General features: G+C 58.5%; 12 protein-coding genes. 5 read left to right on the top strand and 7 right to left on the bottom strand.

What is annotated here, in order from left to right:
- Nucleotides 1-13: 13 nt before the first annotated feature.
- From QRD42_RS05280 to rhaM, 5 genes are all read left to right on the top strand, one after another.
- On the top strand, nucleotides 14-1,525 hold the full coding sequence (locus QRD42_RS05280; RefSeq protein WP_072571359.1) for a sugar ABC transporter ATP-binding protein: 1,512 nt from the start codon (nucleotides 14-16) through the stop codon (nucleotides 1,523-1,525).
- Complete coding sequence (locus QRD42_RS05275; RefSeq protein ID WP_321988341.1) at nucleotides 1,525-2,529, top strand: ABC transporter permease; 1,005 nt, start codon at nucleotides 1,525-1,527, stop codon at nucleotides 2,527-2,529. The genes QRD42_RS05280 and QRD42_RS05275 overlap by 1 nt, the downstream gene beginning before the upstream one ends.
- Nucleotides 2,526-3,530 (top strand): ABC transporter permease, encoded by a 1,005-nt coding sequence (locus QRD42_RS05270; RefSeq protein WP_321988340.1) that lies wholly within the window; start codon nucleotides 2,526-2,528, stop codon nucleotides 3,528-3,530. The genes QRD42_RS05275 and QRD42_RS05270 overlap by 4 nt, the downstream gene beginning before the upstream one ends.
- A gap of 99 nt (nucleotides 3,531-3,629) precedes the next feature.
- Nucleotides 3,630-4,778: a lactaldehyde reductase gene (fucO, locus tag QRD42_RS05265; protein ID WP_321988339.1), complete on the top strand. Its 1,149-nt coding sequence runs from the start codon at nucleotides 3,630-3,632 to the stop codon at nucleotides 4,776-4,778.
- Nucleotides 4,775-5,089 carry an L-rhamnose mutarotase gene (gene rhaM / locus QRD42_RS05260; protein WP_321988338.1) on the top strand — a complete coding sequence of 105 codons (315 nt, stop codon included), beginning with the start codon at nucleotides 4,775-4,777 and terminating at the stop codon, nucleotides 5,087-5,089. Before fucO ends, rhaM begins: the two co-directional genes overlap by 4 nt.
- A 55-nt stretch (nucleotides 5,090-5,144) precedes the next feature.
- Here the strand turns inward: rhaM and QRD42_RS05255 are convergent, their stop codons facing one another.
- The 7 genes from QRD42_RS05255 to QRD42_RS05225 all read right to left on the bottom strand — a co-directional run bounded on the left by QRD42_RS05255 (nucleotide 5,145) and on the right by QRD42_RS05225 (nucleotide 13,781).
- Nucleotides 5,145-5,552 carry a type II toxin-antitoxin system HicB family antitoxin gene (locus QRD42_RS05255; RefSeq protein WP_321988337.1) on the bottom strand — a complete coding sequence of 136 codons (408 nt, stop codon included), beginning with the start codon at nucleotides 5,550-5,552 and terminating at the stop codon, nucleotides 5,145-5,147.
- Nucleotides 5,553-5,599: 47 nt separating this feature from the next.
- Nucleotides 5,600-5,782 carry a type II toxin-antitoxin system HicA family toxin gene (locus tag QRD42_RS05250; protein ID WP_321988336.1) on the bottom strand — a complete coding sequence of 61 codons (183 nt, stop codon included), beginning with the start codon at nucleotides 5,780-5,782 and terminating at the stop codon, nucleotides 5,600-5,602.
- Between the two features lie 84 nt (nucleotides 5,783-5,866).
- Nucleotides 5,867-7,864 (bottom strand): metallophosphoesterase family protein, encoded by a 1,998-nt coding sequence (locus QRD42_RS05245; protein ID WP_321988335.1) that lies wholly within the window; start codon nucleotides 7,862-7,864, stop codon nucleotides 5,867-5,869.
- A 14-nt stretch (nucleotides 7,865-7,878) separates the two neighbouring features.
- Complete coding sequence (locus QRD42_RS05240) at nucleotides 7,879-10,482, bottom strand: glycoside hydrolase family 38 C-terminal domain-containing protein (protein ID WP_321988334.1); 2,604 nt, start codon at nucleotides 10,480-10,482, stop codon at nucleotides 7,879-7,881.
- 33 nt (nucleotides 10,483-10,515) lie between these two features.
- The gene (locus QRD42_RS05235; protein ID WP_072571368.1) at nucleotides 10,516-11,631 is read right to left on the bottom strand and encodes a PTS fructose transporter subunit IIC; all 1,116 of its coding nucleotides are present in this window, start codon (nucleotides 11,629-11,631) and stop codon (nucleotides 10,516-10,518) included.
- Nucleotides 11,624-11,938 (bottom strand): PTS fructose transporter subunit IIB, encoded by a 315-nt coding sequence (locus tag QRD42_RS05230; protein WP_088222167.1) that lies wholly within the window; start codon nucleotides 11,936-11,938, stop codon nucleotides 11,624-11,626. The genes QRD42_RS05235 and QRD42_RS05230 overlap by 8 nt, the downstream gene beginning before the upstream one ends.
- 577 nt (nucleotides 11,939-12,515) lie before the next feature.
- Nucleotides 12,516-13,781 carry an MFS transporter gene (locus QRD42_RS05225; RefSeq protein ID WP_318364352.1) on the bottom strand — a complete coding sequence of 422 codons (1,266 nt, stop codon included), beginning with the start codon at nucleotides 13,779-13,781 and terminating at the stop codon, nucleotides 12,516-12,518.
- Nucleotides 13,782-13,794 lie beyond the last annotated feature (13 nt).

Here is a 13,794-nt window from a genome sequence, read left to right as displayed (position 1 = left end):
GCGGAGAACTATCATGACGGCATCCACCCCTCTGCTGTCGCTCAAGGGCATCACCAAGGTTTTTCCTGGCGTGCGTGCTCTTGAGAACGTGCAGCTCGATCTCTGGCCCGGCAAAGTCACCGCCCTTATCGGTGAAAACGGCGCGGGCAAATCAACGCTGGTCAAAGTGATGACCGGCATCTATCAGCCGGAAGAAGGCGAAATCCTCTATAAAGCCATTCCCATTAACCTGCCGGGGCCGGAAGCGGCGCACAAAGTCGGCATTACCGCGATCCATCAGGAAACCGTGCTGTTCGATGAACTGTCGGTGACGGAGAACATTTTTGTCGGCCAGTATCTGTATAAAGGTTTTCTGAAGAAGCTCGACTGGCCCGCCATGCACCAGAAAGCGCAGGCCATTCTGACCCGTCTGGAAGTGCAGATCGATCCGCACGCGACGCTGAAAACCCTGAGTATCGCCCAGCGCCATATGGTTGCCATCGCCCGGGCGCTCTCCTTTGACGCCCAGGTGGTGATCCTCGACGAACCCACCGCTGCCCTGTCGCAGCACGAAATTCTGGAGTTTTACCAGATCGTTGAGCGCCTGAAGCAGGAAGGCAAAGCGATCATGTTTATCTCGCACAAGTTCGATGAAATCTTCGAGCTGGCGGATCACTACACCATTTTGCGCGACGGGGTGTACGTCGGCTCCGGCGCGATGAGCGACATCACCGAAGAGCGCATGGTGGCAATGATGGTGGGCCGCGCCATCACCCAGACCTACCCGAAAATAGCCTGCGAGCCGGGCGATACGGTGCTGGAAGTGAAAGATCTCTGCCATCCCACGGAATTTGCGCACATCAATTTCTCCCTGCGCAAAGGGGAAATTCTTGGCTTTTACGGGCTGGTGGGGGCGGGGCGTACTGAACTGATGCAGGCGCTGTCCGGCGTCTCGCGGCCGTCGTCCGGCGAGATTGTGCTGAACGGAAAAAGGGTAGAGTTCCACCAGCCCGCCGATGCCATTAACGCCGGTATCGTCTGCGTGCCGGAAGAACGTCAGAAACAGGGGGCGATCATCGAGCTGCCCATCGCCCAGAACATCAGCCTGCCGCAGCTCGGCAAGCTCAACCCCAACGGCGTACTGAACGACGCCAGGGAGTGGGCGCTGGCGGATGAGTACGCCCGACGCCTGCAGGTGAAGGCCTTTAGCTGGAAACAGCCGGTGGAAACCCTCTCCGGCGGCAATCAGCAGAAAGTGGTGATTGGCAAATGGCTCGCCACCCATCCGGACGTGATCATCCTCGACGAACCCACCAAAGGCATTGATATCGGCTCGAAAGCCGCCGTACACCAGTTTATGTCCGAACTGGTCGGGCAAGGGCTGGCGGTGATCATGGTGTCGTCTGAACTGCCGGAAGTGATGGGCATGGCCGACCGCATCATCGTCATGCATGAGGGGCTGATGGTCGCGGAATACCGCGCGGGCGAAGCCACGGCGGAAACCATTGTCAGCGCCGCCAGCGGCGCGGCGCAGGAGGCGGCATAATGTGGCAACAACTGCTTAAAAATCGCGAAGCCTTGCTGGCGTCGGTGATTGTGCTGATGGTGATCGCCATTGGCAGCCGCGCGCCGTCGTTCGTCGCCCCGGGTAACCTGGTCGAGATCTTTAATGACACCTCTATTTTAATCATCCTCGCGCTCGGTCAGATGATGGTGCTGCTCACCAAAGGCATTGATTTGTCGATGGCGGCTAACCTGGCGCTGACCGGCATGATCGTCGCCCTGCTCAATTTCCACTATCCGGCGATCCCCGTCTGGGCGTTACTGCTGCTGGCCACCGCGCTCGGGCTGGTGATGGGCATCATCAACGGCCTGCTGGTGTGGAAAATGGGTATTCCGGCGATTGTGGTGACGCTGGGCACCATGAGCATCTACCGCGGCATTATTTTTCTGCTCTCCGATGGCGGCTGGATCAACTCTCACCAGATGAGCAGTGATTTTCTCGGCCTGCCGCGCGCTGCCGTGCTGGGGCTGCCGCTGCTGAGCTGGTGCGCCATCGCCGCGCTGCTGCTGGTGGGCTACTTCCTGCGCTACAGCCGCACCGGACGCGCGCTCTATACCGCAGGCGGCAACGCCACGGCTGCGTATTACACCGGCATCAACGCCGTAAAAATGCAGTTCATCAGCTTCTGCCTGTCCGGGGCGCTGGCTGGTTTCTGTGGTTATCTGTGGATCTCCCGTTTCGCCGTGGCCTATGTGGATGTGGCGAACGGCTTTGAGTTGCAGGTAGTCGCCGCCTGCGTCATTGGCGGCATCAGCACCATGGGCGGCACCGGGCGCGTGCTCGGCTGTCTGTTCGGCGCGCTGTTTCTGGGCGTCATCAATAATGCGCTGCCGGTGATCGGCATTTCGCCCTTCTGGCAGATGGCGATTTCCGGGACGGTGATCGTCATTGCGGTGCTGTTGAACGAGCGCGGCAATAAACGTAAAGGGCGGCTGATCCTGCGCGACGCCGCGCTGGCGCGTCAGAAACTGGCGGTGAAATCATGAGCAAAATTATGACCACTGAAGAGATGAACACCTCACCCGCTGCCACGCCATGGCTGAAACGCCTGCTGTGCTGGGAAGGTTTTTTGCTGGCGGTGACGGCGGCGGTGTTTATCGCCAATGCGCTTGCGTCGCCCTATTTCCTCGACATCTGGAACCTGTCGGACGCCACCTTCAACTTCACGGAAAAAGCGATCATCGTGCTGCCGATGGCGATGCTGATCATCGCCCGTGAAATTGACCTGTCCGTCGCCTCGACCATCGCCCTCAGCTCCACGGTGATGGGATTCTGCGCCCAGGCGGGGGTTGATACGCCGCTGCTGGTCTGCGTCGGGCTGGGCGTCGGCCTGCTGTGCGGGCTGTTCAATGGCGTGCTGGTAACGCGGTTTAACTTGTCCTCCATCGTCATTACCATCGGCACCATGAGCCTGTATCGCGGCATCACTTACATTCTGCTCGGCGACCAGGCGCTGAATGCGTATCCGGAAAGCTTTGCCTGGTTTGGTCAGGGTTACGTGTGGGGCGCGTTGTCCTTTGAGTTCGCGCTGTTCATCGTGCTGGCGGGGGTGTTTGCCTTCGTACTGCACCGCACCAACTTTGGCCGCCGCACCTACGCCATCGGCAATAACCCGACCGGCGCGTGGTATTCCGGCATCAATGTGAAGCGTCACAACCTGGTGCTGTTTGCGCTGGTGGGCCTGATGGCGGGGCTGGCCTCGGTGCTGCTCACCTCGCGCCTCGGCAGTACGCGCCCGACCATTGCTACCGGCTGGGAGCTGGCGGTGGTGACCATGGCGGTGCTGGGCGGCATCAATATTCTCGGCGGCTCCGGCAGCATGGTCGGCGTGATCATCGCCGCCTTCCTGATGGGATTAGTCACCTTTGGCCTCAGCCTGCTTAACGTGCCGGGCATCGTGATGTCGATCATCATCGGCGCAATGCTGATTGTGGTGATTTCCCTGCCGATTATTACGCGACGGATTATGCAGCGAAGACGAATTTAACGGCCGGGTGGCACTGCGTTTACCCGGCCTACGATGTAGGCCAGTGCAAGCGCCGCGCCGCCGGGCATAAAAAATCACAGCAAGATAAGGAGATTTATCATGAGCTTTTTGTTGGCACTTCCCAAAATCAGCCTGCATGGCGCGGGGGCAATCGGCGACATGGTTAACCTGGTCGCGTGCAAACAGTGGGGCAAGGCGCTGATCGTCACCGACGGGCAACTGGTGAAGCTGGGCCTGCTGGACAGTCTGTTCAGCGCGCTGGATGCGCACCAGATGTCTTATCATCTTTTTGACGCGGTCTTCCCGAACCCGACCGAAGCGCTGGTGAAGGAAGGTTACGGCGTGTATCAGGATGCCGAATGCGATTACCTGATCGCCTTTGGCGGCGGCAGCCCGATCGATACCGCGAAAGCGATAAAAATCCTTACTGCCAATCCTGGCCCGTCCACCGCCTATTCCGGCGTSGGGAAAGTGGTGAACGCCGGGGTGCCGCTGGTCGCCATCAATACCACCGCCGGTACCGCCGCCGAGATGACCAGCAACGCGGTGATTATCGACTCCGAACGTCAGGTCAAAGAGGTGATTATTGATGCCAACATTATTCCCGATATTGCCGTTGATGATGCCAGCGTGATGCTGGAAATCCCGGCCTCCGTCACCGCAGCGACCGGCATGGATGCGCTGACCCACGCGGTGGAAGCCTATGTGTCCCTTGGCGCGCACCCGCTCACCGATGCCAACGCGCTGGAGGCTATCCGCCTGATTGCCCAGTGGCTGCCGAAAGCGGTGGATGACGGTCATAACCTGGAGGCCCGCGAACAGATGGCCTTCGGTCAGTACCTGGCAGGCATGGCCTTTAACAGCGCCGGTCTGGGACTGGTGCACGCGCTGGCCCATCAGCCGGGGGCGACGCACAACCTGCCGCACGGCGTCTGTAATGCCATTCTGCTGCCGATCATTGAAAACTTTAACCGCCCCAACGCCGTGGCGCGTTTTGCCCGCGTGGCGCAGGCAATGGGCGTCGATACGCGCGGCATGAGCGATGAAGCCGCCAGCGAAGAAGCCATTATCGCCATTCGCGCGCTGAGCGCCCGCGTCGGCATTCCGTCCGGCTTCAGCCAGTTAGGCGTCACCAAAGACGATATTGAAGGCTGGCTGGATAAAGCCCTCGCCGATCCCTGCGCGCCGTGCAACCCGCGCACTGCCAGCCGCGATGAAGTGCGCGAGCTGTATCTGGAGGCGTTATGATCCGCAAAGCCTTTGTCATGCAGGTTAATCCTGATGCCCACGAGGAGTACGAGCGCCGCCATAATCCCATCTGGCCGGAGCTTGAATCGGTGCTGAAAGATCATGGCGCGCACCATTACGCCATTTACCTCGATAAATCCCGCAACCTGCTGTTTGCCACCGTCGAGATCGAATCCGAAGAACGCTGGAACGCCGTTGCCAGCACAGAGGTGTGCCAGCGCTGGTGGGAATATATGTCCGCCGTGATGCCGTCAAACCCGGACCACAGCCCGATCAGCAGCGAGCTGAAAGAGGTGTTTTATCTGGCGTGATAGATAACGCCCGGCAGCGCTTGCCGGGCGTGTTAATGAATCTGTCAGACAGTGTTTAGAGACGTTTTGATAATTCTCTTCTCGCCAGCTCAGCGATAAAACCGCTACGGCTGGTGTAGTCTTTATTATTTACGACATAAGCGTCTATTCTTCTTAATAAATTTTGCGGCAAGGTAATATTTAATTTCACCGCTTTGCCATCGTATTTAGAGGTATCAATATCCACGATCCCCCACATGCCGCCCTGGCAGTCTTCATCATCTTTATGATCGTTCATCGTACGTGCTACAGGTACGTCTTTTCCTTTCTCGCTCCGGTAGTCCAGATACGCATCAATAGCTGAATGAGCATCAGCGATCGCATCATCAATGGTATCACCTGCGAAATAGCATCCAGCCAGATCGGGCACAAAACCAGAAAAAGCGCCGTTTTCGGTCTGATGTAAATAAACTGGATATTTCATGGTTTTTCCTCATTCAGAAGTGACGTGCGCCAACACGCCTTTGGCACTTATTTTTCGCCTAATTGCTTAAAAATCTTATGTAACGTACCGGCAGCTAAATCCTTATTTGGATGGGGAACCACTATCGGCTCAGGCTCACCTTCCTTTTCAAAAATGTGATGCGAACCTCTGGTGCGGACATGCTCCCAACCTGCCTTTTTCAGCTTCTTCATGACTTCAGCACTCGTCATACATTCCTCAACGTCCCTGTAAGCTTTAGTGGTTATTATACCCACCACCTTTAAAATCGGTCAATTAAATGGTGGGTATGGTGGTTACTGAATGTGAGGTTCTGTGCGAAAATTTATTCCACTACCCACCTCCCCCGTCTCCACATTAATATGAAAATGACGTGCCGGGCTGCCGTGCAGGTATTTATCGATCACCGCAAAAAGGCTGCCGAAGCGTAGCCGGAAAATATCTTCAACCGCGCTGTGTTGATTGACCTTCAGGGCGACGGGAGATAAACGGGTCGCCAGCGTGCCGGTGAGCAGCCGGTACTGGCGCAGACGTTCGGCGGGAATATCCTGTAAGGCCAGCTCATCCGCATTGCGTAAACGGTAAAAATCCACCGCCAAATCGAAACCGTTCCAGCGGGCAAAATCCTGCCGTTTCATGCCTGCTTTTTGTGCCAGCGCCTGCGCTTTATGCCGTGCCTTTTCCCAGGCCGCGCCGCTTTTTTTGCCATCGTATTCGCCTTGATTCAGCTGGCTTATGATCAGCATCTCCTCGCCGTTCAGCGAAAACAGCAGCTTGCGCAAATCCTCCGGCCACTCCTCCGGCAGAAAACGCAGGTGGGTGAGTTCAGTGATATGCCAGTTGGTGAAGGCGTAGTAGCTGTTGGCCTGCAAAATGTCGCGGTTCCACAGACGGGGCGAGTGCACGGCGTTCAGGTGATCCCACTCCTGCTGATAGTGCTCAAACAGTTCGTTAAAGCGTGGAACCTCTTTGACGATCACCGTCTGCACGTCGATCTCCAGCGGGCTGGTAAAGTTAAGGATTTTATAGGCCGGAACATAGGCCGCCAGCGACGGGGCCTGAATGTTGAACAACAGGCTGCCATCGGCATAACGACGCACGCCGGTATCGTTAAAATGCATATGACCGCCGACATGCACGCCAATGCCGGTTTTTGCCAGCGCGTGGCTGGTGTCCTCGCGCGGCGCGCGGGCCAGCTGGAATTTCCCCTCGCCAAAGATGTCAGCAAGATCCGCAGCCGCACCGTTATCGAATTCCACCATCGGGAAATGGCTGAAGGTGACCAGCGTTTTGTTGAGCGCTCTGGCGCGCTGCGCAACATCTGCCATCCAGGCAACGGTCTGCTGTTTGTGCGTCAGCATGCTGTTGTAGCCCGCCTCGCCGGAACCCAAAAACTGCGGTTGATCCGCGCGGGCGTCGGCGGCGGGCAGATAGACATTGGCGTCCACTGCCAGCAACCATAAACCAGGCACCGGCTCCACCAGATAACTGCTGTCGGCGACGGTAAAGCAGAGGCCGTAACCGGGCTTTTTGTAGATCCCACCCGTTCCCTGGGCGCAGATTTCATACTGCCGCTGACTGAAATCGCTGGCCCGCTGCGCCGCCTGGTAGCGGTAATTTTCCACGCCGTATCGGGAGTACGGCGTTTCCCAGTACAGATCGTCCGGCGAAGGATTGATGCCGAACGGCCCCATCGCCGTCATGATCGCCTGATAACCGCCGTGAACCATCTCTTCGCTGCAAATTGTCGGCAGTTCGGCATCGGTTTTGATCCGCGCTGTCGCGCCCTGATAGCCCTGACACTCTTTTGCGCCACGACTGAAAATACGCTGGGTTTTGCCGTCCTCGCCCAGAAAATCCTCCTCACCGCCGGGCGTGGTAAAGGGGCGGTTCGGATCGTGGTTGCCGGGGGTGGCGAAAAAGCGCATGCCATACTTTTGCTCATACTCGTGCAGCAGTTTTACCAGTCCGCGCACATGATAGGGCTGCCCGTCATCGCTGAAATCCCCCGGCAGCGCCACCCATTTGATGCCCCGCTTTCCGGCATCGTCCAGCGCGGCACGCAGCGCAAAATAGTTCTCATTGAACAGCCGCGTGGAGGTCAGTTGCGCATACATCGAGCGGATAATGGCGGGTTTGCCGCTTTTGCTGTTTGTCAGGCCGCTAAAAGCCTGGTCCGCAAACTCGCCGTATACATCGTGAAAGTGAATATCGGGCATAAAAGCGACGCGGTACTGATATTTCTCCGCCGCTGGTGACGCGCCGCTGGCAATCAGCAGCAGGGGTACGGCCATCCTGATTAGCCTTTTCATATATCCTCCGGACGAAAATCAAGCCGCCAGCTGACAGGCGTGCCGGGCGGTACGCTGCCATCGCCAGGCTGCGCCGGGGTTTCTGCCAGGGTAATTTTTTGCCAGTCGCCTGCCGCGTCAGGCGCGCTATCCGGAAGCGGCCGCAGGCCCGGATTCCAGCCGCGTAACACCAGCGCCTCGCCGCGCTGCGCTTTTTTCAGCGTGCTGAAGTGCAGAGCGCTGTCCCAGGTAAGCAGGCTGTAATGGGCGGGAAAGCGGATGCCGTGGGGATTGGTGCGAAAACGTGACCAGCCCGAATCCAGATAGCCGCTGGCCGGGGTGCGCCAGTGCTCCACCGTGCGCCAGAATTCGTCACTCTGCCCCTGCGCCATCGGCAGCACGGCAAAATTAAAGCGCAGCATTCCCTGAATTTGTGAGTCCGGCGACGGCAGCACCATGCCCGACGCGCGCCCTGGCCGCCAGGGGAGATCCGGCAGTCCAAGCCAGCCGACGCTGCGAAACAGCGTGAGGGCAATCACGCCGGTCTGTTCCGCCGGGAGTTCATATTCCCGTAGCCCCGCCGTCACCACCGCCAGCCCGCGGGTTTCATGATGCAGCATCGCCAGGCTTTGCACTGGCCACAGCGACGCGGGCGCTTCGGTCCAGTTTTCCGCCTGCCAGCGTTGCAGCGCGGCGGGCCGGTTTTCCCGTTCGATCAGGCCAAAGGGCTGATCGGCAAAATGAAATGCCTGTGCAATGCCCACCGGGATTTCCACCTGTAAGCGGTGATCGCGCAGGGTGTTGTTAACCTCAACGTTGACGTCAAGCCAGGGGGCGTCATGGGGCAGCGAGACCGTCATCGTCACCGCCAGCGTAGCATTGCACTGCTGCGCCGCGCGTGATGTGGCATCGGCAGGCGCCGGGATCTGCCAGCGCAGCGTCAGGGTATCGTTCAGCGCCCCGCGCTCGCCGTGCGCCGCCTGCAAACAGCCGTCGCTGGTGACGCGCCAGTCCTGCGAGGGCGGCGAATAGTTGTAGTTATCCCCGGCGTCGCCGCCGTCCACCAGCCGCAGCACCTGCGGGTAACGCTGTTGGCTGCGTTTATCGATAAGCGTCAGCTGGTCACCGTCGATCTCCAGCCGCAGCCAGGGGTTTTCCAGCGCGCTGATGGTTTCACCAGCGTGTTCAAAGCCCGCGGGCTGGCCCTCCTGTAAACAGAGCGTGCGATAGCCGCAGGCGGGTAACGCCTGTGCCGCCAGCACAATCTCGCATTTACGATACCAGGTGGTGGTGGTGCTGTTCGCCAGTTCCTGCACGATGATCGACATGTCCTGTGGGGTGTCCCGCAGCAGTTGCCAGCGGCAGACGGTGCCGTCTTCCTCCACGATGCGAAAATCCTCATGCGGGGTGTACAAGGTCAGCGTGACCTGCGCATCCCGGACGTGGGGCAGCGGATTAAAGAGGATGATTTTTTTGCCGTCCTGCCGGGCGGTGATGCCTTCGGCGAGCATTTTCATGTTCAGGTCAAACAGCTGCTGCGCGCTTTCCAGCCCGTCTGTTAACCGCGCTTTCACCATGCTGTTGACGCGATCGGCATTACAGCCGCCAATGCTGTCATGGGCGTGGGATTTCATCGCCTCGCGCCAGATCGTCTCCAGCGCCTGTTGCGGATAAGGTAGCCCAAGCTGTCTGTTCACCGCCAGCAGCGGCTCCAGCGTCTGGCTGACGAACTGCTCCAGCCGGGCATTGAGCAGCTTGATGTCCATACGCGTGGAAAAAATACCGCGATGGATACGCATATATTTCGGGCTGAGCAGCTCGCCCCGGAATTCGGGCAGCGGTTTTTCACCCTCGCGCAGCGCGGCAAAAAAATCGCTGAAGCTGCTGCGAATAAAGCGGTACTCCTGCTGGCAGTCGTTGAGCCGATCCAGCATCGCCGGTACGGCGTATTCAAAAGGCGACTGATCGTTACCGTTCGGCAGCAACAGCGCGTCGGTGAGCGAAAAGCGCGCCTGTTTTTCGAGGATGGCGGGCAGCACGCGCCCCGCCTGTTCCGCGTCGTCCGGCAGCCATTTGGCGCAGCCGTACCCCCACGGCAGCACCGCCGTGGTGACGCGGCTGCCGCCCTGCGCCACCCAACTGAATTCGCTGCTGGCGACATCGTGCTCGCACCAGCCGCGCCAGATCACCGCCGCGTCGATGGCGAATTCCCGCAAAAACAGCGGCAGCTGCGCGCTCTGGCCGAAGGAGTCCGGCACGTAGCCCACCGGCATAGCGCTGCATCCCCACGCCTCGCAGTCGGCTTTGCCCAGCAGCAGATTACGCGTGATGGATTCAGCGCCCACCACCAGAAAATCCGTCTGCGTATACCACGGGCCGATGAGAATACGTCCCTGGCGGATCAGCGACTGTAGCCGGTCGCGCTGTTCGGGGGCGACGCGCAGATAGTCCTCCAGCACCACCGTTTGCCCGTCCAGCACAAAGGGGCCCAGAGTGTTGTCCTGCTCCAGGCGGTTAAGCAAATCATGCATAAAGTAATAGAGCACCATGCGCGAGTCGTTCTCGGTGAAATACCATTCGCGATCCCAGTGGGTGTGCTGAATTAAATGTACGGTCTTCATCAGGCGTGCCTTCTCCTTATAGTTGGGACGGCCTCAGCGACCGGCTTTAAATTTCGGCGCGGCGGCGACGGGTTTATTTTCCGGTTCGTTTTCACTGCGAAAGACCAGCAACGAGCCGACGGCGATAATGGCCGAGCCGGTGGCAATCGACAGCACGTATACCGGCCAGTGACTCACCGCCAGCCAGCCATAAAAGCCGGAGATCGGCGCATGGTTGACCGCCCCCAGTCCGACGGCCATTGCCGCGCTGGTGGCGGAGCCGAGCACGTTAATGATGATGATTTTGGGATTGGCGAGCGCAAAGGGGATCGCGCCTTCGGAAACGCCGATCAGCCCCATCAGCGTTGAAGCTTTTCCGGCCTCGCGCAGGGACGCCGGGAAGCGCTTCGCCCACAGCAGCGTGGCGACGCCAAGGCCAATAGGCGGCACGATAATCGCCACCTGGGCTGCGGTATTGGGATCGTAAATGCCCGAGGCCAGCAGCGCCATCGCCGTGGTCACCGCCGCTTTGTTGACCGGCCCGCCGAGATCGAAGCCGACCATGCCGCCGACCACTGCCGCGAGGATAATTTTGTTCGCGCCGGACATCGCCAGCAGCCAGTTCTCCATGCCGTGATTGAGCGCCGCCAGCGGCGTGCCGATGATAAACGCCATCACTAAACAGGTGAGCAGCGTGCCGCCCACCGGCAGGATAAATATAGGCCCGGCGGAGGCTAAGGCTTTGGGTAAACGCACCCAGGTGGTCAGGGCGCGCACGATGTAGCCTGCGACAAAGCCCGCCGCCAGCGCCCCCAGGAAGCCGGTGCCCAGATTACTGGCAAGCAGGCCGCCGACCATGCCGGGAGCCAGCCCCGGCTTATTGGCAATCGCAAAACTGATGTAGCCCGCCACCACCGGCAGCATCAGCGATAACGCCATGCCGCCGAACCCGTCAAACTTATGCAGCAGTTGCACCACCACGCTTGCCGCCTCGCCATGGCTGGCATCCCAGATATTATCAATGCCGTACATAGACGCGCCGATACGTGCGATGCCCATGATCACCGCTCCGGCGATGACAAACGGCAGCATCCAGGACACGCCGGTCATAATGGCGTTTTTGATTTCCGTGCCCGCCGACGGGCCGCTTCCTCCGTTGAACTTAGCCATGGGCGTGCTCCTGCTCCAGCGCTTCAAATACCGCATCGCCAAACTTGATCGGATCGGAGACGCTGCACTCCAGCTTGATCATGCCGTCGAAGCGTTCTTTGCCGCTGATGGCGACATCGGCGGCGATGATCACGCCATCCGCCCGCGCCAGGTCGTCTGCGGTGATGTCATTTTCAATTCCCAGGCTGCCCTGGGTTTCGACTTTGATTTCATGGCCGCGCTGACGCCCGGTAAGCTCCAGCGCTTCTGCTGCCATATAGGTATGAGCGATGCCTGTCGGACAGGCGGCGACGCAAACAATAAACATAGAAACTCCTTACAGGGTCGGATTCAGGCAATAAAAAAAGCACAATGGCGAAGGCGCGCATTGTGCTTTGCGGGGAAACCATTAACCGGAACGCGGCGTCGTCTGACGCGCCGCTGGCGTGATGACAGGCCATCAGCTGGCGCAGGCTGGAAATACGGAACAGGAAGGCCAGCTCGTCGCGTTTACGGCTGTGCAGACGGGTGGCGTATCCGGCGTGATATAAAACTTTTATTAACGGCGCGGCGGGACGATAAAGTGACGGGCAGAGTTTTCCGGCGCTGGACCATAATTGCGCCCAGCCGATGGCGGTATTTTCATCCAGCGCGTCATGAATAATCGCATCGTCTTTTTCAAGGGAAGGAACAGAAGTAAACCAGCAAATTTTACTCAGCCACGCACGAACAGCGCTATCGCAAAATAGCCCTGTTAACATGCATTGAAATAGCCGCTGAATATTAATCACTGACATCTGCCTCCGTTAAAATATCAGCGGAGTATAGGTCAGCGAATTAAACGCGAATGTGATTCTTCACACAGTCCACGGCGTTAAATTCCGTTTTTAACGCCGTGCATTCGCTCATCGCTCAGCGACGCTGCCCGCCATGCGGCCAAACATCGGTTTGCCGGTCAGCGTAAAGGCGGAGAGAAGCGTCACCACCAGCACGATGCTGCCGAGGATCAAATAGGTGTCCTGGAAGCCAATACGGTCATACATATTTCCCGCAAAAGCCGACAGGAAAATCGCCGCCATCTGTTTGGCAAAGTTAAAGCCAATCAGATAGATGGTGGCGGACAGACGGGTGTCGAACACGCCGGTGATGTATTTGAATGCGCCTACCAGCAGGAAAGGTACTTCCAGCGCGTGCAGCATTTTCAGCGCGATCACTTCCACCACGGTGGTGGCGAAGGCCGAGCCGATAATACGCGTGGTCATGATCGCCCCGGCAATCAGCAGGGTGTTTTTCGCGCCAATGCGGTTAATGATCCACGGCGAGCAGAACATGATGATGGCGTTGCACATTTCCCCGGCAGTGGTCGCAAAACCGAAGGCCTGGGTGCCCGCCTGCGGCGTGGCGAAGAAAGACTTAAAGAAGGTGGCAAACTGCTGGTCGAACACGTCATACACGCAGGCGACGCCAATCACATAGAGGATAAACATCCACATTTTGCGCTGGCGGAACAGGCTGAAGACCATTTTCGCGCTGATTTGCGGCTGGTTGGCCCCCAGCGCATTCATCACCTGCGCGGTCTGGTTTTGCTGCGGTCGGGCGATAAGCAGTAACAGCATCAGCATCAGGGCCGCCGCCGAACCCATCCAGAATACCCATTCCGGATTGACGCTGAACAGCATCCCCGCCGTCGAGGCGCACAGGCCCCAGCCGAGGCAGCCAAACATCCGCGCTTTGCCGTACTCAAAATGACTGTTACGGCTGACGCGCTCCACATAGGCTTCAATCGCACCAGACCCGGCGGAGAACACAAAGCCGATGTAGATCCCGCCGCTCAGCGCCCCCAGCCAGATATTGGTTTTCAGCAGCGGCGCGAAGACGTAGAGGAAAAAGGGGGCGAATAAAAACAGCAGTACCGAAATCACCCACAGCAGGTTTTTCTTCAGGCCGAGCTTATCGGAGATCACCCCCAGCACCGGCTGAAAAGCGATGGCAAACAGCGAGACGCAGGAGAAGACGATGCCGGTTTCTGTTTTGGTCAGGCCGATAATGTCGGACAACCAGATGGGCAAAAACGGAAAGCAGGTCGCCATAATGAAAAAGTAGAGGAAGACGAACAGGCCAAAAATCCAGAAATTAGGGTTGTTTTTATGGGTACAGTCGGTGGTCTTCATGTTAATCCCTCAG

It is taken from the genome of Enterobacter sp. PGRG2 (assembly GCF_030291195.1).
Classification (GTDB): domain Bacteria; phylum Pseudomonadota; class Gammaproteobacteria; order Enterobacterales; family Enterobacteriaceae; genus Enterobacter_D.
The sequence above is the reverse complement of the archived record's forward strand: the minus strand, read 5'-3'. Positions and strand labels throughout refer to the sequence as shown.